The organism is Streptomyces sp. Y2F8-2, from assembly GCF_014905555.1.
Taxonomy (GTDB): domain Bacteria; phylum Actinomycetota; class Actinomycetes; order Streptomycetales; family Streptomycetaceae; genus Streptomyces; species Streptomyces cynarae.
This window is the reverse complement of sequence record NZ_BNGS01000004.1, coordinates 114927-135473: the sequence shown is the minus strand read 5'-3', so window position 1 is coordinate 135473 and position 20547 is coordinate 114927. Positions and strand designations below refer to the sequence as shown.

Sequence of the window (20547 nt, the reverse complement as noted above, 5' to 3'; positions counted from 1 at the left end):
ACGGGCCGAGTTCATCCACCGGGACCCGTACGCCGCCTGCCGGGGCGAATGCCGCATCAGAGAACGGCGACCGTCTCCTGGCGGGCGTAGCTGAACCCGTCAGTGTCGAAGTAGAAGACGGCGACCTGCACCTTGTCCCCCTTCGCGAAGTGCGAACCCGCGGCCGGGCGCAGTGTGACCTGCGCGGTGTGGCTGTCGTAGTCGCAGACGAGCTTGTCCTTCTTGATGGTGCCCGCAGCGATCGACTCGTCGTGGGTGCCCCGGCCGAGCGCCGTCGCGTTGGCCACGAGCTCGTGGTCGATGCCGGCGTCGCAGGAGTAGGTGACCTTCACCTGCAGGCCCGGAGCGTGGAACGACACCTTGTCGATGGCCAGCAGGTTGGCCTTCGCCGCCGCCGAAGGTGCGCCCGCCAGGACGCCCGCACCGACCATGACAGCGGTGGCCGCCGTTCCGGCGAGGCGTCGCCGGAGACCGGATGACTTCATCGGTTTCTTCCTTCCCCCTTGCGCGGTCACCCTTGGTCGAGGCGTGGAGAACTTCTCCAACTGGGCGGGTGACTACGACAGTTGATCGATTTCCGATCTGGATGTTACGTGATCTTTGAGGATTATGGTGCCGGATGCCAGTTCTGAGGTCCGCTCGCCCGATCACCCCTCCGCCACCGCCCCGGGCGGCAGGTTGAACGGCGTGACCACCTGGATCGGCGAGGGTGGACGGGGCCCTTCCTCGGGGAGCGCGCCGTGCGCCCGCATGACCGTCTGGCAGGCGTGGCGCATGTCCTGGCGCAGGTCGTGGTGGAGGACGGCGGAGATACGGCGTTCCCGCAGCAGGCGCGTGTTGTCCTGGTCGAGGTCGTGCGCGATGAAGACGGCCGGGGCTCGGCCGAGTGTCGCGAAGGCCTCCACGGTCGCCGCGTTGCCGCCGCCGATGGAGTAGACGGCGTTGATGTCCGGGTCCTGTTCCAGCGCGGCCAGGACCAGGTCGCGCTGGGTGGCGTCCAGGCCGTCGCTGTCGGTGACCTCGACCACGGTGCGGTAGGGGCTGGTCATCCGCAGCGCGCCGCGGAAGCCCATCTCGCGTTCCTCCTCGCCGCGGAAGAAGCCCCGGCTGATGGTGACCAGCACATGGCCCGGGCGGTCCCTCAGCCACTGGTCGAGGAGGTACGCGGCGGTGGCTCCGGCGGCGCGGTTGTCGATGCCGACATAGGCGAGGCGTGCACTGCCCGGCAGGTCCGTCACCAGGGTGACCACGGGGATCCCGGCCGCCACCAGCCGGCCGACGGCGTCGGCGATCTCGGGCAGGTCCGGGGCTTTGAGGATCACGCCCTGGGTGCCGCGCCTGGCGATCCGGTCGAGGACGCGGACGAGCTCCGCGGGCGGGCAGGTCTCGCGGAAGTGGAAGCGGGAGCGGACGACCGCCGGGTGCAGGGAGGGCAGTTCGGCCTCCAGGGCGTCACGCACCGCGGTGGAGAACCGGGCCGGGGTCTGCATCACTATGTCGATCATGAAGGTGCGGCCGCCGATGCGGACCTGCGTCCGTTGCCGGTCCAGGTCCCTGATCGCCTGGTGCACCTCACGTGCCGTGCTCTCCCGCACTCCGCCCCGATGGTTGAGGACACGGTCCACGGTGGCCTGGCTCAGTCCGGCCTGACGGGCTATCTCGCGGATCGTGTACGGGTGTCCCATGGCTGCTTCCCGGAAGTGGAGGAGGATGGACGGCCTGTGATGATGGTTTTTTGATGGTCTCCTGATTGTTGATTGAGGGGTCCGGGTTCACAAGACTGGCGGAAACGACGGCACGGCGAAAGGACTCCGCGATGTCTCTCACCACCGCGGGACCCGGGATCTGGCTGCGCGAGGAGGACTGCGACCTCGACGCCTTCCGTTCCCTGGTCGACGAGCGCACCGATCCGGCCGAATACCCGCTCGCCGACGGGGTCGAGCAGAACGTCCTCGTGTACGACAGCGACCGGCTGCGGGCCGCCGGGCCGGAGCAGGTACGGACGGAGTGGGTGCGGGCCCTGCTGGCCGGGCCCGGGATCGTGGTGCTCAAGCGCGCGTTCCCCGACCTCGATGTGGTGGACCGTGCGAGCGCCGTCTTCACCGCGTTGATCGAGCGGGAGCGCGCGGCCGGCACCGCCCGCGGTGACCACTTCGCCAAGCCAGGCGCCAACGACCGGGTGTGGAGCGCGCTGGACAAGATGGCCGCGCACGATCCGGTGACGTTCGCCGACTACTACGGCAACGACATGCTGGCGCTGATCGCCGGGGCCTGGCTCGGCCCCGGCTACCAGATCACCTCGCAGATCAACCAGGTCAACCCGGGCGGCACGGCGCAGAGCGTGCACCGCGACTACCACCTCGGATTCCTGCGCCAGGAGCAGGCGGCCCGCTACCCGGCCCACGTCCACCGGCTCTCCCCCGTGCTGACCCTGCAGGGCGCGGTGGCGCACTGCGACATGCCCGTGGAGTCGGGACCCACGCTGTACCTGCCGCACTCGCAGAAGTACGAGCCCGGCTATCTGGCCTGGCGGCGGCCTGAGTTCATCGCGTACTTCGAGGAGCACCACGTCCAACTGCCCCTGCAGAAGGGGGACGCGGTCTTCTTCAACCCCGCGCTCTTCCACGCCGCCGGGCACAACAGATCCGCGGACATCCGGCGGATGGCGAACCTGTTGCAGATCTCCTCGGCCTTCGGCCGCGCCATGGAGACCGTGGACCGCGAGGCGGTGTCGAACGCGGTGTATCCGGTGCTGCTGAGGCGCAAGGCAGAGGGCGCCGACGAGGGCTGGCTGCGCCGGGTGGTCGCCGCCTGCGCCGAGGGCTATCCCTTCCCGACCGATCTGGACCTGGACCCGCCGGTCGACGGGCTGGCACCGCCCTCGCAGGCAGACACGGTGTGGCGGGCCGTGGCCGAGGGCTGGAGCCCGGAGCGGCTGGGGCAGGAACTGCGGGCGGCCGCCGGGCGCCGCCGGATCTGACAGGAAATCACATGCTGCTTCAGGACAAGGTCGTCCTCGTCAACGGCGGGAGCCAGGGTGTCGGCGCCGGTGTCGTCCGGGCGGCCCTGCGTGAGGGGGCGCGCGTGGTCTTCACCGGGCGCAGGGCCGACGCCGGCGAGGCGTTCGCGAAGGAGACCGGCGCGGTCTTCGTACGGGCGGACCTCGCGGATCCGGCGAAGGCGCGCGGCAGCGTGGAACAGGTCGTGGACCTGTGCGGCAGGATCGACTGCCTGGTGAACGCGGCCGGGCTGACCTCACGCGGTTCGCTGCTGGACACCACGCCGGAACTCTTCGACGCGCACGTCGCGATCAATCTGCGGGCGCCGTTCTTCGCGATGCAGGCGGCCGTGCGGAACATGGTGGACCGCGGCGCGCCCGGCACCATCGTCAACATCATCACTTCCTCGGCCCACGGCGGGCAGCCGTTCCTCGCCCCGTACGTCGCCGCCAAGGCCGGTCTGGTGGGGCTCACCCGCAACGCCGCGCACGCGCATCGCTGGGACCGCGTCCGGATCAACGGACTGAACATCGGCTGGACGGACACCGAGGGCGAGGACGCGATCCAGCGGGCCTTCCACGGCGCCGGGGACGACTGGCGTGAGAAGGCGGCCGAGGCCGTGCCGATGGGCAAGCTCGGTCAGGTCGACGAGATCGCCGACTTCGTCGTCTTCCTGCTCTCCGACCGCAGCGGCGTGGTGACCGGTTCGGTGATCGACTGGGACCAGATCGTCTTCGGCGGACTTGACTGAATCCTCCCCCTCACCCCTCAGCCCCGTCAGCTCTCGCAGCTCGGTCATTGGAGCAACTTCCCATGCGTATCGGCATCCTGGGCCTCGGCCGGATCGGCGCCTTCCACGCCGCCACCCTCGCCGCACTGGACACGGTGGACTCCCTGGTGGTCACCGATCCCGTGGCCGCGGCCACCGCGTCGGCGGCGGAGCGTTTCGGGGCGAGGGCGGTCGACTCTCCCGAGGCGCTCTTCGCCTCCGGGGTCGACGGCGTCGTGATCGCCGCCGCCACGGACGCCCACCCGGCGCTGATCCTCGCCGCCGTCGGGGCGGGCATCCCCGTCTTCTGCGAGAAGCCGGTGGCGAAGACCGTCGAGGAGAGCCTGACCGTGCTGCGCGCGGTGCGGGACAGCGGCGTCGAGGTCCAGATCGGGTACAACCGGCGCTTCGACGCGGGCTGTGTCGCCGCGCGCGAGGCGGTCCTCGCCGGTGAACTCGGCGCGCTGCACACCGTGCGCTCCACCACCCTGGACCCGGCGCCGCCGCCGGAGGCGTACATCGCGGTCTCCGGGGGCATCTTCCGCGACTGCTCGGTGCACGACTTCGACATCGTGCGCTGGGTGACCGGGCGGGAGGTCACCGAGGTGTACGCGGCCGGCGGCAACCGCGGTGCCGCGTACATCGCGGCCGCGGGCGACGTCGACACCACCTCCGCGATCCTCACCCTGGACGACGGCACCCTCGCCGTGATCTCCAACTCCAGGCACAACGCGCGCGGTTACGACGTACGTCTGGAGCTGCACGGCATGAAGGACAGCATCGCCGTGGGCCTGGAGGACAAGCTGCCACTGCGGTCCGTGGAACCGGGCGCCACCTTCCCGGCCGGTGCCCCGCACCACTTCTTCATGGACCGCTTCGCGGACGCCTACCGCGCCGAACTCGCCGCGTTCACCGAGATGGTGGCGGGCCGCAGGCCCTCACCGTGTACGGTGGCCGACGCCATCGAGGCGAGCTGGGTCGCCGAGGCCTGCACACTGTCGCTGGCGGAGCACCGACCGGTGCGGATGGACGAGGTGCGCCAGGGCATGGACGAGGTGAAGTGAGGCATGAGCGAACCGCTGAGGATCGGCCTGCTGGGTGCGGCCCGCATCACCGACATGGCGCTCGTGGCTCCGGCCCGCGCGGGCGGCCACCGTCTGGTCGCGGTGGCCGCGCGTGACCGGGACCGGGCGCAGGCGTTCGCCGACGCCCACGGCGTGGAGCGGGTCGTCGGCTCGTACGCCGATCTCGTCGCCGACCCGGAGGTCGACGTCGTCTACAACCCGCTCGCCAACGGCCTGCACGGCCCCTGGAACCTGGCGGCGCTGAAGGCGGGCAAGCATGTGCTGACCGAGAAGCCGTCCGCGAGCAACGCCGAGGAGGCTGCCGAGGTGCGCGACGCGGCGGCGTTGGCGGGCACGGTGTTCATGGAGGGCTTCCACTACCTCTTCCACCCGGTCACCCGGCGGCTGCACGAACTGCTCGCCTCCGGTGAACTGGGCGAACTGCGGCATGTGGAGACGGTGGTGGTCATGCCCCCGCCACCGGACGACGACGTGCGCTGGTCACTCGCGCTGGCCGGCGGCGCCGTGATGGACCTGGGCTGCTACGCCCTGCACGCCCAGCGGATGCTCGCCCCGTGGGCCGGCGGCGCCCCCGAGGTGGTCTCGGCGCGCGGTGGGGAACGGCCGCAGGCTCCGGGCGTGGACGCCTGGCTGGATGCGGAGCTGGCCTTCCCCGGCGGCGCGACCGGGACCGCGCGGTGTTCCATGGTGCACGGCACCTGGCAGGCGACGTGCCGGCTGGTCGGCACCCGGGGTGAGGCCACGGCGCTCGACTTCGTGCTGCCGCACCAGGACGACCGGGTCGTGGTGCGCACGGGCAGCGGCGAACGGACGGAGGAGCTGGGACGCAGGTCCTCGTACACCTACCAGCTCGAGGCGTTCGCGGCCCGGGTGCGGGGCGGGCAGCCGCTGCCTCTGGACGCGGACGACGCGCTGTCGACGATGCGGCTCATCGACACCGCCTACGAGAAGGCCGGGTTCACGCCCCGGCCACGCAGCTGACGCGCCCGGCCTGTGACCGGGACCGGTAGTCGCCAACCGGTGGCCGGGGCGTACACCTCGCCGCGGTCCTGAGCTGCGCGGGGAGCGTGGAGCAGCAGCTCGCCGACGGCACCTGGCGGCCCGCCGACGAGACCGACCCGCGCATCGAGGCGTGGCACACCGCCTACCGCTCCTTCGGCACCAACCCGCGCCGCGTCCGCCCCAGCGTCGACGCCCTCGGCCGCCGCCTCGTGAAGAAGGGGAGCCTGCCGCGCATCAACCCGGCCGTCGACTCCTACAACGCCGTCTCCGTCCGGCACGGCCTGCCCGCAGGCGCCTTCGACCTCGACCACGTCACCGGTGACGTCGACATCCGCCACGCGAACGGCACCGAGTCCTTCACCCCGCTCGGCGAACCCGACACCGTCGAGCACTCCAACCCGGCGAGATCATCTAAACGGACACCACCGGCGTCCTGACCCGCCATTGGAACCACCGCGACGCCCACCGCACCCGCGTCACCGAGGACTCCACCCACGTCGCCTTCGTCCTGGAAACCCTCCACGCCGACCGGGACGGCGATCTCCTCAAGGTCGCAGCCGACGAATTTCAGGGCCTCCTCGCCCCGCACGCCGAACAGACCGCCGTGTCCCATCTCAGCCCGGCACAACCCCAGGCCACCACCTGAGACCTCCCGACGCGCCAATCCCGCGGTCCGCCTGACGGCGGCGGCCGGGCTGCTCCTGGCGACCCTCATGGCGACTCCTCCGGCGGCAGGGCGATGGGAGTCGGCGTGCCGTGGGCCAGCAGGCCCTCGGCGCGCAGCTCGTCCCACACCGCGGCCGGGACCGGGTGCCGCAGCTGCTCCACGGTGTCGCGCACCTCCTCGGCGGAGCGTGCCCCGGTCAGGACGCTCGCGACCGCCAAGTGGCCGAAAGGGAAGTGCAGGGCGGCGGTGCGCAGCGGGACACCGTGGCGTTCGGTGACGCTCTTCAGGTGCAGGGCTCGGTCCAGGACCGGGCGCGGGGCGGGTGTGTAGTCGTACGTCGCCCCGGGCTTCGGGTCGGTCAGCAGCCCGGAGTTGAACACGCCGCCGATGATCAGGCTCCGGCCACTGGCGGCGGCCTCGGGCAGTACCTCGGCGAGCGCCTGCTGCTCGAGCAGGGTGTAGCGGCCGGCGAGCAGGACCACGTCGATGTCGGTCTCACGCAGGAAGCGGGCGGGCAGCGCGCACTGGTTCGTTCCGATGCCGATGGCCTTGACGACGCCTTCGTCACGCAGCCGCTCCAGCGCCGGATAGGCCTCGGTGAGGGCCTGCTCGGCGTGGTCGTCGGGATCGTGCAGCAGCGCGATGTCGACGCGGTCCAGGCCGAGGCGGTCCAGGCTCGCTTCCAGGGAGCGCAGTACCCCGTCCGCGCTGAAGTCCCAGACCCGCTGGTGGGTGTCGGGTACGGCGAAACCGTGCGCGAGGTCGTCGCCGCGACCACCCTGCGGGTTCGGTCGCAGCAGCCGCCCGACCTTCGTGGACACGGTGTACGCGTCCCGGGGGCGGCCGCGCAGCGCGGCGCCCAGACGGCGCTCGGACAGCCCGAGCCCGTAGTGGGGCGCTGTGTCGAAGGTGCGGATGCCCGCGTCCCAGGCGGCGTTCACCGCGGCGAAGGCCGCCTCGTCGGCGACCGGGCGGTAGAGGTTGCCGATGCCCGCGGCCCCGAACGCCAGCTCGGTGACCCGGACACCGGTGCCGCCCAGTGTCGCCGTCCTCATGAGCCGGCCGCCGGGCGGAGCCTGAGCCCCTGCATGCCACCGTCGACGGCGAGGACGGTACCGGTCACGGAGGCGGCGGCGGGAGAAGCCAGGTAGACCACGGCCGCTGCGATCTCCTCCGCGGTGACCAGGCGGCCCATCGGCTGGCGTGCGTTGAGGGCGGCGCGTTCGGCGTCGGGGTCGTCGGCGGCCTCCAGGAGCCGGGTCACCCAGGGGGTGTCGGCGGTGCCCGGGTTGACGCAGTTGACGCGGATGCCCTCGCGGACGTGGTCGGCGGCCATGGCGAGGGTCAGCGACAGGACGGCGCCCTTGCTGGCGGAGTACAGGGCGCGCTGGGGAAGACCGGCGGTGGCGGCGATCGAGCCGGTGTTGACGACGGCCGCAGTGCCCGGACGGGCAGTGGCAGCGCGCCGCAGATGCGGCAGGGCGGCGCGGGTCGTGCGGACCATGCCGAGGACGTTGACGTCCAGGACGAGCTGCCACTGTTCGTCGGGGTTGTCCTCGACCGTGCCGACGGCGCCGATGCCCGCGTTGTTGACGAGGATGTCCAGACCGCCGAGCCGCTCGGCCGCTTCCTGCACGGCGTGGTGTACCGAGGTGTCGTCCCGGACGTCGGCCTTGAGGGCGTGCAGGGGTTCGGGCACCTGGGACGGTTCGAGGTCGAGTACGGCCACCGCGGCGCCGTGCGCCGCGAACGCGCGGGCCGTGGCCAGCCCGATGCCGGACGCGCCGCCGGTGACGAGGGCCCTGAGCCCTGACAGATCGGTCATGAGACACCTTCCATCCGGGCACGGTCGGCGACCCAGAAAGTCCCGTCCGGGAAGTGGTAAGCGGCGATGGACTCCTCCCGCATGGTGGCGGAGAAGCCTGGGGCGAGTGGGGCGGTGTAGTGGCCGTCGCGCATCACCACGGGCGCGGTGAAGTGCTGGTGGAGGTGGTCGACGTACTCGACGACCCGGTTCTCGGTGGTGCCGGACAGGACCAGGTAGTCGAACATCGACAGGTGTTGGACCAGCTCGCACAATCCCACCCCGCCGGCGTGCGGGCACACCGGCACCCCGAATTTCGCGGCGAGCAGCAGGATCGCCAGGTTCTCGTTGACTCCGCCGACGCGGGCGGCGTCGATCTGCAGCACGTCGATGGCGCCGGCCTGGAGGAGCTGCTTGAACACGATGCGGTTCTGCACGTGCTCGCCGGTGGCGACCTTCACGGGGGCCACCGCCTGGCGTACGGTCGCGTGTCCGAGGACGTCGTCGGGGCTGGTGGGCTCCTCGATCCAGTAGGGCCCGAACTCGGCGAGCGCGTTGGTCCACTCGATCGCCTCGTCCACGTTCCACCGCTGGTTGGCGTCGACGGCGATGCGGATGTCGTCGCCGACGGCGGCACGAGCGATGCGCAGCCTCCGGATGTCGTCCTGGAGGTCGGCGCCGACCTTCAGTTTGATCTGGGTGAACCCGTCGGCGACGGCCTGCTTGGCCAGTCGGGTGAGCTTGTCGTCGGAGTAACCGAGCCAGCCCGGTGAGGTGGTGTAACCCGGGTAGCCGCGCTCGAGGAGCGTCGCCTCACGCTCGGCGAGCCCCGCCCGGCCTCCGCGCAGAAGAGCGAGAGCGTCCTCGGGAGTGAGGGCGTCGGCGATGTACCGGAAGTCGACCTGGGAGACCAGCCACTCAGGTTCGGCGTGGGCGAGCAGCCGCCACAGCGGCTGCCCGGCCCGCTTGGCGGCCAGGTCCCACACGGCGTTGACCACGGCACCGATCGCCATGTGCATCACCCCCTTCTCGGGGCCGAGCCAGCGCAGCTGGCTGTCGCCGATCAGGTCGCGGCTGAGCGAGCCGGGGTCGGCACAGAGCTCCGCCACGGAGCGGCCCACGATGTGGGGCCGCAGGGCTCCGATCGCGGCGACCTGCACGTCGTTGCCACGTCCGATGGTGAAGGTGAAGCCGTGGCCCTCGAGTCCGTCGGGCGCGTCGGTGCGCAGCACGATGTAGGCAGCGGAGTAGTCGGGGTCCGGGTTCATCGCGTCGGAACCGTCCAGTTCCCGCGAGGTGGGGAAGCGGACGTCGTACGTGTCGACCGCGGTGATCCGGGCTGAGTTGGCAGTCAAGGGGGTGCCTTTCATGCTTGGCCGAAGGTCTGGCGCTGGCTGCCGAGCCTGTCGACGGAGAGTTCGACGGTGTCGCCGGGGCGGAGGTAGGGCGTGCCGGGCAGACCGAGGGCCACACCTGCGGGCGTACCCGTGTTGATCACGTCGCCCGGCTCCAGCACCATGTACTGGCTCAGGTACGCCACGATGTGGTCGACCGGGAAGATCATGTCGCTGGTGTGCCCGCTCTGCCGCTTCACGCCGTTGACGCTCAGGTGCAGTCCGAGGCTCTGCGGGTCTCCGACCTCGTCCGCGGTGACCAGCCACGGGCCGAGCGGGTTGAAGGTCTCGCAGGACTTGCCGAGGTCCCACTGCGGGGAGTACTCCAGCTGGAACTCCCGCTCGGAGACGTCATGACTGATCGCGTACCCGGCGATCACGTCCCGCGCGGCCTGAGGGCCGTCCAGGTAGCGTGCCCGTCGGCCGATGACGACCGCCAGCTCGACCTCCCAGTCGGTCTTCACCGAGCCACGGGGGACGAGCACCTCGTCGTAGGGGCCGACGACGGTGCCCGGGTCCTTCATGAACACCACCGGCCGTACGGGAATCGCCGCGCCCGTCTCGGCGGCGTGGTCCCGGTAGTTGAGACCGACGCAGACGATCTTGCCGGGGCGCGCGACGGGCGGTCCGATCCGCGGGCCGTCCGCCTCCAGCGCGGGAAGACGTCCTGCCGCGATCGCCGTGCGGACACGGTCGACGCCGTCCGAGGCGAGGAACGCACCGTCGATGTCGGGGGTCACGGAGGACAGGTCCAGCAGCCGGCCGTCGTCGGTGCGGACAGCGGGCCGTTCTTCGCCGGGGGCGCCGACTCGTAGCAGTTTCACTGGCGGTTCCCTTGCCGTGCGCGGTTTTTCGGATGGAGGTGACGGCCGCTCGTACAGGCCGTGCCGCCAGCTGTGCCCTGAAACGGAGCCCTGCGGAGAGCCTCAGCGAATACTCGACCGAGTCATCCGATGTATGGCGGCATCGCGACTGTAGACGCACCGGGAGCCGCCTGACAACGGATACCTAGGATGTCTTCCCGTGCCGTCTGTAGTGCGCCGCCATTTGTACGGCCTCAGGCCGACACCGAAACCGAAGTCGGGACGGCCCGTGGATGCTTCCTCCGATGAGTGGGGCAGGGCCGCGCACGGCAAGCCCCGATGGCGGTAACCACGGTCGGGCATACCCGACATGAGCCGGAGGGGCCCCGGGAGCCTCGGCACGCCGTTCCGCCGACGCCGCGGCTGACCGGCCGCAGCGGTCGTTGCCGAATCGTGAGACTGAATCGCTCGCCGCGGCCCGGTCGACCGACCGGGCAAAGCTGCAGGTCGGGAAGGGACGCGGCCGGCTGCCGACTCGTTCGAACGGGGCTGCGGAGGCTCGCGCCGTCAATGCGGCGCAATTCAGTTGTGGCGGACTCTTGTCAACGTCGGCAACGCGGTCGTAACGTCCTCGGCGTCCGAGAGACATCGGAGGTATGGCCCAGCGTTCCAGGGGTCCGTGCGGTCGGACAAGTACGACCGCTGGCCCTCCGTTTCTCGGCACCGGCTGTCCCTCACGTCCGTCCCCACGGGCGCGGTCCGCACCGCCTTGTGCCGGGCCCACGTCTGCCCGGCCCGCGGCCTCGCCCGTCCCCGGTCTGCGGGCGAGTTCGCCTCCCTCTCATCGTCGCCCCGCGGTCCTCCGCCCCGCCAAAGGAGACAACACGGCCATGAAGCTCACCCGCACTCGCTCGACCGCCACCGCCGCCACCGCTGTGCTCGCGGTACTGGCCCTCGCCACCGCATGCAACCGCGGGAGCGCCGACTCAGTCGGCTCGGGCAGCGACAAGCCGGCCATCGGCATCGACGTGCCCCGCGCGGACTCCGACTTCTGGAACTCCTACGCGCAGTACCTCAAGAAGGACGTCCGCACCGAGGGCATCAACGCCCTGCCGATGAGCGACTCGCAGAACGACGTCACGCACCTTGTCGCCAACGTGCAGGTGTTCCGCAACACCGGAGCCAAGGCCATCGTCATGGCTCCGCAGGACACCGGCGCCATCGCCTCCACCCTCAAGGAACTGTCGACCGCGAAGATCCCGGTGATCAGCGTCGACACCAGACCGGACAAGGGTGACGTGTACATGGTCGTCCGTGCGGACAACCGGGCGTACGGCACCAAGGCCTGCGAGTTCCTCGGCAAGCAGCTCGGCGGCGAAGGCAAGGTGGCCGAGTTCGAGGGAGCCCTGGACTCCATCAACGGCCGCGACCGCTCGGAGGCGTTCGCCGCGTGCATGAAGGAGAAGTTCCCGAAGATCAAGGTCTTCGAACTGCCCACTGACTGGAAGGGCGACGTGGCCTCGGCAAAGCTGCAAAGCCTGCTCGCCCAGAACCCCGACCTGAACGGCATCTACATGCAGGCGGGCGGTGTCTTCCTGCAGCCGACCCTGGCCCTGCTGCAGCAGAAGGGCCTGCTCAAGCCGGCGGGCCAGAAGGGCCACATCACCATCGTCTCCAACGACGGCATCCCGCAGGAGTTCGACGCGATCCGCAAGGGCCAGATCGACGCGACGATCTCCCAGCCCGCCGATCTCTACGCCAAGTACGCGCTGTACTACGCCGAGGCCGCAGCGGAGGGCAAGACCTTCAAGCCGGGTCCGACCGACCACGACTCCACCATCATCAAGCTCCCGAACGGTCTGGAGGACCAGCTCCCCGCCCCGCTGGTGACCAAGAAGAACGTGGACGACAAGTCCCTGTGGGGTAACAACGTCTCCCAGTGACCTGCGTCACCACCCACAGCTGCGGGGGGACTGGCGCCCCACTCCCCCGGCAGCGCCCCAGCACCACGGCCCCGGGTTCACCCCCGCCTCCTCGGCCCCCAGAATCCGTACTGCGAAGGACGGTATCCACCATGGCGGACACCGCCACCACCCCGGCGGCCGGTCCCGTATCCCGGGCCCCGGTCGCCGAGGCGACAGGCATCGGCAAACGGTTCGGTGCCACCGTCGCGCTGCGCGACGCCCGCATCAGCATCGCCGAGGGCGAGTCACACGCCCTGGTGGGACGCAACGGCGCGGGCAAGTCGACGCTCGTGTCGATCCTCACCGGCCTCCAGCAGCCCGACACCGGTTCACTGCGTTTCTCCGGCGAGCCGGCGCCCGCCTTCGGCGACATCGACGCCTGGCGGTCCCGGGTCGCCTGCGTCTACCAGCGGTCCACCGTCATCGGTGAGCTGACCGTCGCCGAGAACCTCTTCCTGAACCGGCAGAGTCCCGGCGCGGTGCGCCCCATCCGCTGGAAGCAGCTCAGACAGCGTGCCGAGGAACTCCTCGCCGAGTACGGCGTGGCCGTCGACCCCGCCGCGCGAGCGAGGGACCTGACCGTCGAACAGCGGCAGTTCGTGGAGATCGCCCGCGCCCTGTCCTTCGGCGCCCGTTTCATCATCCTGGACGAGCCCACCGCCAAGCTCGACGCCCGCGGCATCGGCCGCCTCTTCGACAAGCTGAGGGACCTACAGGGACAGGGCGTCGCCTTCCTCTTCATCTCGCACCACCTGCAGGAGGTGTACGACCTCTGCACGACCGTCACGGTCTACCGCGACGCCCGCCACATCCTCACCGCACCCGTGGCCGAACTCGGTCACCGCTCCCTCGTGGAGGCCATGACAGGCGAGCCCGCGTCCGCAGCCACCGCCCCCGCGAGCGCGTCCCCGGCTGCACCGACCGACGGGGCGGAGCTGCTGTGCATCGACGGTCTGACCCTGCCCGGCGCCTGCGAGGACGTGTCCCTCTCGGTGCGCTCCGGTGAGGTGGTCGGGCTCGCGGGGGCGACGGCCAGCGGCAATGTGCAGGTGGGTGAGGCCGTCGCAGGTCTGCACCGTGCCAAGGCCGGGAGGATCTCGATCGGCAGCAGGAGCGTACGCACCGGCAGCGTGCCGTCCGCCCTGACCGCGGGAGTGGGTTTCGTCCCCGAGGACCGGCATCTGCAGGGCCTGGTCAACGGCCGCAGCGTGGCGGAGAACGCGACGCTCACCGTCACCGACCAACTCGGCCCGTTCGGCGTCGTCCTGCCCGCCCGTACCAGGGCCTTCGCACGGCGCATGATCCGGGACCTCGACATCAAGACCCCGGCGGCCGCCACCCCGGTCTCCGCGCTGTCCGGCGGCAACCAGCAGAAGGTCGTGGTCGCCCGCGCCCTGGCCACCGACCCGCACGTGCTGGTGGCCATCCGCCCCACCAACGGTGTGGACGTCAAGTCCAAGGAGTTCCTGCTCGGCAGGATCCGGCGGGCGGCCGACGAGGGCAAGGCAGCCCTGATCGTCTCCGACGAACTCGACGACCTCAGGGCCTGCGACCGGGTCGTGGTCATGTTCCACGGACGGGTGGTCGCCGAGTTCGAGCGCGGCTGGACGGACGACCAAGTGGTCGCCGCCGTCGAGGGCGTCGCCGACACCACCACCCCGACCGCCGCGGCCACGGCGTCCGGCACCGACGAGCACGGAAGGTAGACATGTCCGCCACCACAGATGTCACGGAGCCCGCACCCAGCACGACGGAGCCGGCCGCAGCGGACACCGGACGACGCCGGCTGGACCTCGGCCGCTTCCGTGAACTGTCCCTGGTCCCGGCCATCCTCGTGCTGGGTCTGATCGGTTTCATCGTCTCGCCGGCCTTCCTCACCGCCGACAACCTCATCGGTGTGGCGCAGCAGTCCACCGAACTCAGTCTGCTCGTCCTCGCCGCCGCCCTCATCCTCATCTGCGGGCGGATGGACCTGTCCCTGGAGTCCACCATCGGCGTGGCCCCGGTGATCGCCGTATGGCTGGTCCTGCCCACCCACGGTGGGCGGTTCAACGGGCTCGGGCTCTTCCCCGAGTGGATGGCGGTCCCGCTCTGCCTGCTGGTCGGAGTGGCGATCGGCGCCCTGAACGGATTCCTCATTCTCAAGCTGCGGCTCAACGGGTTCATCGTCACCCTGGGCGGGCTGACCATGCTGCGCGGCCTCCAGGTCGCCCTCTCCCAGGGCCAGTCGATCGTGGACCTGCCGTCCTCGTTCACCTACCTGGGCAGCGCGTCCTGGCTCGGCGTGCCCGCCGCCATCTGGATCTGCGCGGTGCTGTTCGCGGCGGGAGGCAGCGCACTGGCCTGGCTGCGGCACGGACGGGCGCTGTACGCGATCGGCGGCAACCCGGAGGCGGCACGCACCGCCGGCATCCGCGTCGACCGGATCGTGTGGGTCGTCCTCATCCTCGGCAGCCTGCTGGCCGCCTTCGCCGGCATCCTCTACAGCGGGCACTACGGCTCCATCTCGGCGACGCAGGGCAGCGGCTGGATCTTCCAGGTCTTCGCCGCGACCGTCATCGGCGGAGTGAGCCTCAACGGCGGCAAGGGGTCCGTGTTCGGCGCCCTCACGGGTGTCCTGACCCTCCAGCTCGTCGTCAACGTCATGACGCTGGCGGGCGTACCGCCTCTGTGGAACCAGTTCCTCAACGGCGCCATCATCATCGTCGCGCTGATCATTTCGCGCTTCGCCTCCGGCGAGAAGCAGGAGTAGCGGCGGCCCGTGCGCCGCTCCGCCCGGGTCTCGGCGCCAGTGGCGGAGCGGCGCGCGCACATCTCGGTGCTGTCCATGCTGCTGCGCGTGCTGTCCACCCGCACCCAGCGGGTACGCATCGTCCGGGGCAGCCGGGCGCGACGTGCGGTGGACAACGCGCACCGTGACCACGACCAGATCCTCGGCGCACTCCGGGCACGCGACGCTCTGCTTCCCGCTTCCACCGCGGCGGTTCACATCACCGCCGTCGAGCAGTGGCTGGCGGCCGGCCTGATCGAGGCACCTGCGGAACCCCTCACCGGCTGACCGCCGCGTCCGCCTCACTCCCGCCGCCCCCCTCCACGCCGACCGGGCGGTGACAGGTCATCACTGCCGACGAGCTGAATGCCCGGGCCACCGGAAGTCGCAGCATGTCAACCACCGACGCGGCGGTGGCCACGGTCGAACGCGTCTTCCCGGTCGTGCCGTTCGACGCGGCCCGGCAGCTCACAGCCGACCGCCAGAGGCCACGGTCGTGCAGCAGGTTCGTCGTCGACGTCCGGACCTCGCCGACTCCTTGTTCGACGCCCTCGCCGTCGCGGCACCTCTGCCGCGCCGAGGACACCGCCGAGGCCGGGACACCGCGCACGAGCGTCGTCAGGGCGTTCACCACCCAGTCGCCACACACTGTGGGGCGGTGACGACGAGTCGGCCCGCGAGCAGGCCGCCGGCCTGGTCTCCGCCTTCGGGTCGAGGCGCTTCCCCTGCCGCACATGGCGGAGGAGACCGTCACGCCTCCCGTCAACACATCGGGCAAGGACTCGACTTGCCGCTTCCTCTCTCTTGCCCATGGTGCGTCATCGCCGTAGCCTCCCCCCAGGCCATAGATCCGATGTCTCATACGGCCAAACCCCCTTATTGCACTGTTTTGCCCCACTCATCAATGTGAAACCCAAGTGACATCGGATCTCCTTTGATCCCTCCCGCAGGAAATTGCGGGCTCGGGTGGCAGGCGGTCGCCGCCTTGGTGGACGGCGGCGCCCGCATATCCGGGTGTCCTCCTGCGTCCTCGAAGGAGCATCAATGTCGCTGTTCCGTCCCAGAGCGGCCGGCCTGCCCGGTGTGCTCGGCACACTGGCGGCGCTCGTATGCGCCGCGATCGCCATGCCCAGCCCGGCGTACGCCGCCACCCCGACCGTGCTGTACGCGTCGCCCTCCGGGTCCGGCAGCACCTGCTCGTTGAGCTCGCCGTGCAGTCTGGACGGCGTCAAGAGCAAAGTGGCGGGCCTGGCCCCCGGCATGGCCGCCGACATCGACGTCTATCTGCGCGGCGGTACCTACCGCCTGTCCCAGGCGCTCAGCCTAGGTGCGTCCGACTCCGGGCAGAACGGCTTCAAGGTGGTCTACGTCGCCTACCCGGGCGAGAAGCCCGTCCTCAACGGGGCGACCAAGGTCAGCGGGTTCTCCCTCTTCGACAGTACGAAGGACATCTACCGCGCCGCCGTGCCCGCCGGTACGCAGAGCCGGCAGCTGTTCGTCGACGGAGTGCGGGCCCAGCGCGCACGCGGTCCGCTGAACCCCTCGGGTTTGACCCTCTCCGGGTCCAGCTTCACCACCAGCGACTCCTCCTACACGTCGTTCACCAACGCCTCGTCCGTGGAGATCGTGGACAACACCGCCTGGAAGCAGATGCGCTGCCCGCTGGCGAGCATCACCGCGCCCAGTGGCGGCGGTTCCAGCCTCAACGTCGACCCGACCTGCTTTGCGAACAACAACACCTCGGTGCCCAACCGGGGCTTCCCCTTCAACGGCGCCGGGCTGCCGAAGCTGACTGGCATCAGCTACGTGGAGAACGCCTACCAGCTGCTCGACGCTCCGGGCGAGTTCTACCTCGACAGCTCTGCGGGGTTCCTGTACTACAAGCCGCGCAGCGGTGAGGACCTCAGCACCGCCGACGTGGAACTGCCCACCACCGAGACACTGCTGAACGTCAGCGGCACGCCCGGCCACCTCGCCCCAGTCAACGACACGGACCCGGCCATCACGTACACCGGCTCCTGGAGCCACTCCAGTGGGCGTTCCATGGGTGACCTCTACAACGACGTGCACGCCACCACCGCCAACGGCGACTCGGTGAGCTACACCTTCACCGGTACCGGGATCGACGTGCTGTCGGAGACCAACAGCGACGAGGGCGGCATCGACGTCTACGTCGACGGCGCCAAGGTCCAGAGCGTGTCCGCCTCCGGCTCCTCCCGGCTCGCCCAGCAGGTCGTCGCCTCCGTCAGCGGCCTCGCCAAGGGCCGGCACACCATCAAGCTGGTCAAGACCGGCGGGACGTACCTGGTCCTCGACGGCTTCACCGTGGTGCCGGACGCGATCACGCCCGCGCACGACATCACCTTCCAGGGCCTGACCTTCGCCTACACCACCTGGACGCTGCCCTCCACGGCCGGCTACATCGACAACCAGGCCGGCGTGCTGTGGGACCCCGGCCACTCCAACGCCCCCATCCGCATCCCCGCCGCCGTCCAGGTCCACCGCGGCTCGGACATCACCTTCACCGGCGACGAGATCACGCACACCGGCGGCACCGGCATCGACCTTGCCGACGGCACCCAGGACTCCACGATCACCGGGAACTTCATCCACGACACCTCCGGCGGCGGCGTCTCCGTCGGCGAGGTGGACGACTACTACCTCACCGACACCAGCCGCATGACCACGGGCGACACCGTCTCCCAGAACTGGATCTCGGACGTCGGCCAGGACTACTCCGACGCGGTCGGCATCTGGGCGGGCTACACCCGCAACCTGACCATCTCGCACAACGACATCGGCCACACCCCCTACTCCGGCATGTCGGTCGGCTGGGGCTGGGGCTACGCCTCACCGTGCTCCATGCAGGCCGCCCAGGGCCTGCGCACCTGCCAGCACGGCACCATCTACGCCGGCGGCAACAAGATCCTGAACAACCACGTGCACGACGTGATGAACGTCCTCCACGACGGCGGCCCCATCTACACCAACGGCGGCCAGGGCAACGGGGACGGCTCCACCACCTCCGTGCTCGCGGGAAACCTCGTCGAGGTCGGCAACCACACCAACGTCATGCTGTACCAGGACGAGGGGAGCTCGTACTGGAACACCCACGACAACGTCATCCGCATCAACCCCCTCTACTGGATCGGCATGTGGACGCCGACCATCCACGACATCAACATCCATGACAACTACTCCGACAGCACCAACTACAAGAACAGCGGCACCAACATCACCTTCAACCAGGCCACGATCGTCTCCGGCGGCGCCTGGCCCTCCGCGGCCCAGGACATCATCGCCGCCGCCGGCCCCGACGCCGCCCATGAGCCGCTGACCGGCTGGAGCGACGACGACGACACCGCGATCTCCTACACCGGCAGCTGGACGGCGAACGGCAACCGCGGAGTGGGCGACTACGAGGACGCCGTACACGCCACGCAGACCAACGGCGACACCGCCTCGCTGACGTTCACCGGCACTGGTGTCTCGGTCATCGGCGAGAAGAACACCGACCAGGGACAGGTCGAGATCTTCGTCGACGGCACCTCCAAAGGCCTGTTCGACACCAGCGCCACCACCCGCCAGGCCCAGGCGGTCATCTACAGCACCAGCGGACTGAGCGCGGGCAGCCACACGATCCAGTTCGTCAAGCGCAGCGGCAGCTGGGCCACCCTGGACGGCTTCGAGGTCACCGGCGTCCACAACGACACCAACTCCTCCATCACCTACACCGGTGCCTCCTGGCGCTACTACGCCAACCGCGGCTTCGGCGACTACCAGGACGACGTCCACGCCACCACGGCCAACGGCGACTCGGTCACCGTCACCTTCACCGGCACCGGGATCAGCCTCGTCACCGAGACCAACTCCGACGAGGGCACCATCGCGGTCTCCCTCGACGGAGCCTCCCAGAGCAGCGTCAACGCGTCCTCCACGAGCCGCCAGGCCCAGCAGACCGTGTACTCCGTCAGCGGCCTGCCGCTCGGACGGCACACCCTCACCCTGACCAAGACGGGAGGCACCTATCTGGTGATCGACCGGTTCGGCGTGCGGTGACCAAGCGGCGGCCACCGGCCGCACCGGGCCGTCCGTGCCGGCCACCGGCACGGACGGCCCGCCGCCGCTGCGGTGCCCTTTCGGCTCCCGCGCGAACATCGCCTCGGTGACAGGGCACTCTCTTGTTCTGCGGCCACAACGCCGTGGCCGCCCCCGTCGCCGGCGCTACGGCCTCCCGACGTAGCGCGCCCCTGTTCGCCCGCGCCGGTCCGATCCCTGGAGCGCTGATCTGCCCATGAGCACCATCCCGCCTGGCCCCCCGTCCTCAGGCAGCGCAGGAAGTACGTCTCCCCGCCCCGACAACGGCCCCGCCGTGAGCCGTACGGAGTTCGACGCCCTCTTCGACCGGCTGCGCACCTGGGGCCGCTGGACCCCGGCCGATCGCGGCGCCTGGAACCGGGTCACCCCGGACCACGTGCGGCAGGCGTCCGCCCTGGTCCGCACCGGGACCGTCGTCCCGATGGCCCTGCCGTGGAACACGGTCCCCGGCCCCGACAACGGCAAGCCCGCCCTCCACCACATGACCGACCTGGGCGACGTCGAGCCACCGGAGCCCACCTGCCACAAGGACTTCATCGCCGCCGACTACCACGGCAAGGGCATCAGTCACCTGGACGCGCTGTCCCACATCGCCTACCGCCGGCAGCTCTACGACGGGCACGACGCGCGCGAGTGCGTCGATTCCAAGGGGGCCCGGTTCGGTGCGGTCGACGCCCTCGGCCCACTGGTGACCAGGGGTGTCCTGATCGACATGCCCGCCGTGCTGGGCCGCGACTGGCTGGAGCCCGGCACGGCCGTGCACGCCGACGACGTCCTGGCGGCCGAGCAGGCCCTGGGCGTGACCATCGGCGGGGGCGACGCCGTCCTCCTGCGCTCCGGTCACTTCCGTCGCCGCCGGGAACTCGGCGCCTGGAATCCCGACGACGCCAGCGCCGGGTTCCACGTGGACGCCATGCCGTTGCTCGCCGAGCGCGGCATCGCAGTGTTGGGCGGTGACGGGGACAGCGACGTGCGTCCCTCTCCCGTCGAGGGCGTGTCCTCCCCCGTCCACGCACTCGCCATCACGGCCATGGGCGTGCCGCTGCTGGACAACCTCGATTTGGAGGCGCTCTCCGCGGCCTGCGCCGCAGCTGGCCGCTACACGTTCATGACCGTCGTGGCGCCCCTGAACGTCCCGGGCGGCACCGGCTCGCCGGTCAACCCGGTGGCGGTGCTGTGATGGGCGGCCGCA

At 70.4% G+C, this 20547-nt stretch carries 17 protein-coding genes and 1 pseudogene; 12 read left to right on the top strand and 6 right to left on the bottom strand.

Annotated elements, in window-relative coordinates; translation table 11 throughout:
• Positions 1–56: 56 nt before the first annotated feature.
• Positions 57–485 carry a hypothetical protein gene (locus tag SY2F82_RS15000; protein WP_200419565.1) on the bottom strand — a complete coding sequence of 143 codons (429 nt, stop codon included), beginning with the start codon at positions 483–485 and terminating at the stop codon, positions 57–59.
• 162 nt (positions 486–647) lie between these two features.
• Complete coding sequence (locus tag SY2F82_RS14995; protein ID WP_200419564.1) at positions 648–1685, bottom strand: LacI family DNA-binding transcriptional regulator; 1038 nt, start codon at positions 1683–1685, stop codon at positions 648–650.
• Between the two features lie 131 nt (positions 1686–1816).
• On the opposite strand from SY2F82_RS14995, the gene SY2F82_RS14990 reads away from it, so the two are divergent.
• The 5 genes and pseudogenes from SY2F82_RS14990 to SY2F82_RS14970 all read left to right on the top strand — a co-directional run.
• Positions 1817–2980, top strand: coding sequence for a phytanoyl-CoA dioxygenase family protein (locus tag SY2F82_RS14990; protein WP_200419563.1), 1164 nt, complete (start codon positions 1817–1819; stop codon positions 2978–2980).
• A gap of 11 nt (positions 2981–2991) precedes the next feature.
• Positions 2992–3750 carry an SDR family oxidoreductase gene (locus tag SY2F82_RS14985; RefSeq protein WP_200419562.1) on the top strand — a complete coding sequence of 253 codons (759 nt, stop codon included), beginning with the start codon at positions 2992–2994 and terminating at the stop codon, positions 3748–3750.
• A 62-nt stretch (positions 3751–3812) separates the two neighbouring features.
• Positions 3813–4832 (top strand): Gfo/Idh/MocA family oxidoreductase, encoded by a 1020-nt coding sequence (locus SY2F82_RS14980; RefSeq protein WP_200419561.1) that lies wholly within the window; start codon positions 3813–3815, stop codon positions 4830–4832.
• Between the two features lie 3 nt (positions 4833–4835).
• Positions 4836–5834 carry a Gfo/Idh/MocA family protein gene (locus SY2F82_RS14975; protein ID WP_200419560.1) on the top strand — a complete coding sequence of 333 codons (999 nt, stop codon included), beginning with the start codon at positions 4836–4838 and terminating at the stop codon, positions 5832–5834.
• Positions 5835–5920: 86 nt separating this feature from the next.
• Positions 5921–6501 (top strand): annotated as a pseudogene (locus SY2F82_RS14970) (B3/4 domain-containing protein); the annotation flags it as partial.
• Between the two features lie 65 nt (positions 6502–6566).
• On the opposite strand, the gene SY2F82_RS14965 reads toward SY2F82_RS14970, so the two are convergent.
• Genes SY2F82_RS14965 through SY2F82_RS14950 form a run of 4 tightly spaced genes read right to left on the bottom strand, consistent with a single transcriptional unit; the run spans position 6567 to position 10544 of the window.
• Positions 6567–7577 carry an aldo/keto reductase gene (locus SY2F82_RS14965; RefSeq protein ID WP_200419559.1) on the bottom strand — a complete coding sequence of 337 codons (1011 nt, stop codon included), beginning with the start codon at positions 7575–7577 and terminating at the stop codon, positions 6567–6569.
• Positions 7574–8347: an SDR family NAD(P)-dependent oxidoreductase gene (locus tag SY2F82_RS14960; protein WP_200419558.1), complete on the bottom strand. Its 774-nt coding sequence runs from the start codon at positions 8345–8347 to the stop codon at positions 7574–7576. The genes SY2F82_RS14965 and SY2F82_RS14960 overlap by 4 nt, the downstream gene beginning before the upstream one ends.
• Positions 8344–9681 carry an L-fuconate dehydratase gene (locus SY2F82_RS14955; protein ID WP_200419557.1) on the bottom strand — a complete coding sequence of 446 codons (1338 nt, stop codon included), beginning with the start codon at positions 9679–9681 and terminating at the stop codon, positions 8344–8346. Before SY2F82_RS14955 ends, SY2F82_RS14960 begins: the two co-directional genes overlap by 4 nt.
• An 11-nt stretch (positions 9682–9692) precedes the next feature.
• Positions 9693–10544: a fumarylacetoacetate hydrolase family protein gene (locus tag SY2F82_RS14950; RefSeq protein WP_200419556.1), complete on the bottom strand. Its 852-nt coding sequence runs from the start codon at positions 10542–10544 to the stop codon at positions 9693–9695.
• 869 nt (positions 10545–11413) lie between these two features.
• Between SY2F82_RS14950 and SY2F82_RS14945 the strand changes: the two genes are divergently transcribed.
• The 7 genes from SY2F82_RS14945 (at position 11414) to SY2F82_RS14915 (ending at position 20535) form a co-directional block, all read left to right on the top strand.
• The gene (locus tag SY2F82_RS14945; protein WP_200419555.1) at positions 11414–12466 is read left to right on the top strand and encodes a sugar ABC transporter substrate-binding protein; all 1053 of its coding nucleotides are present in this window, start codon (positions 11414–11416) and stop codon (positions 12464–12466) included.
• A gap of 131 nt (positions 12467–12597) precedes the next feature.
• On the top strand, positions 12598–14193 hold the full coding sequence (locus SY2F82_RS14940; protein WP_200419554.1) for a sugar ABC transporter ATP-binding protein: 1596 nt from the start codon (positions 12598–12600) through the stop codon (positions 14191–14193).
• A 2-nt stretch (positions 14194–14195) separates the two neighbouring features.
• A complete protein-coding gene (locus tag SY2F82_RS14935) occupies positions 14196–15239 on the top strand; it encodes an ABC transporter permease (protein WP_200419553.1) in 1044 nt (347 codons plus the stop codon).
• A 9-nt stretch (positions 15240–15248) separates the two neighbouring features.
• Positions 15249–15545 carry a hypothetical protein gene (locus SY2F82_RS14930; RefSeq protein ID WP_200419552.1) on the top strand — a complete coding sequence of 99 codons (297 nt, stop codon included), beginning with the start codon at positions 15249–15251 and terminating at the stop codon, positions 15543–15545.
• A gap of 104 nt (positions 15546–15649) precedes the next feature.
• Positions 15650–15919 carry a hypothetical protein gene (locus tag SY2F82_RS14925; RefSeq protein ID WP_200419551.1) on the top strand — a complete coding sequence of 90 codons (270 nt, stop codon included), beginning with the start codon at positions 15650–15652 and terminating at the stop codon, positions 15917–15919.
• 382 nt (positions 15920–16301) lie between these two features.
• On the top strand, positions 16302–19316 hold the full coding sequence (locus SY2F82_RS14920) for a hypothetical protein (protein ID WP_200419550.1): 3015 nt from the start codon (positions 16302–16304) through the stop codon (positions 19314–19316).
• A gap of 235 nt (positions 19317–19551) precedes the next feature.
• Positions 19552–20535: a cyclase family protein gene (locus SY2F82_RS14915; RefSeq protein WP_200419549.1), complete on the top strand. Its 984-nt coding sequence runs from the start codon at positions 19552–19554 to the stop codon at positions 20533–20535.
• Positions 20536–20547 lie beyond the last annotated feature (12 nt).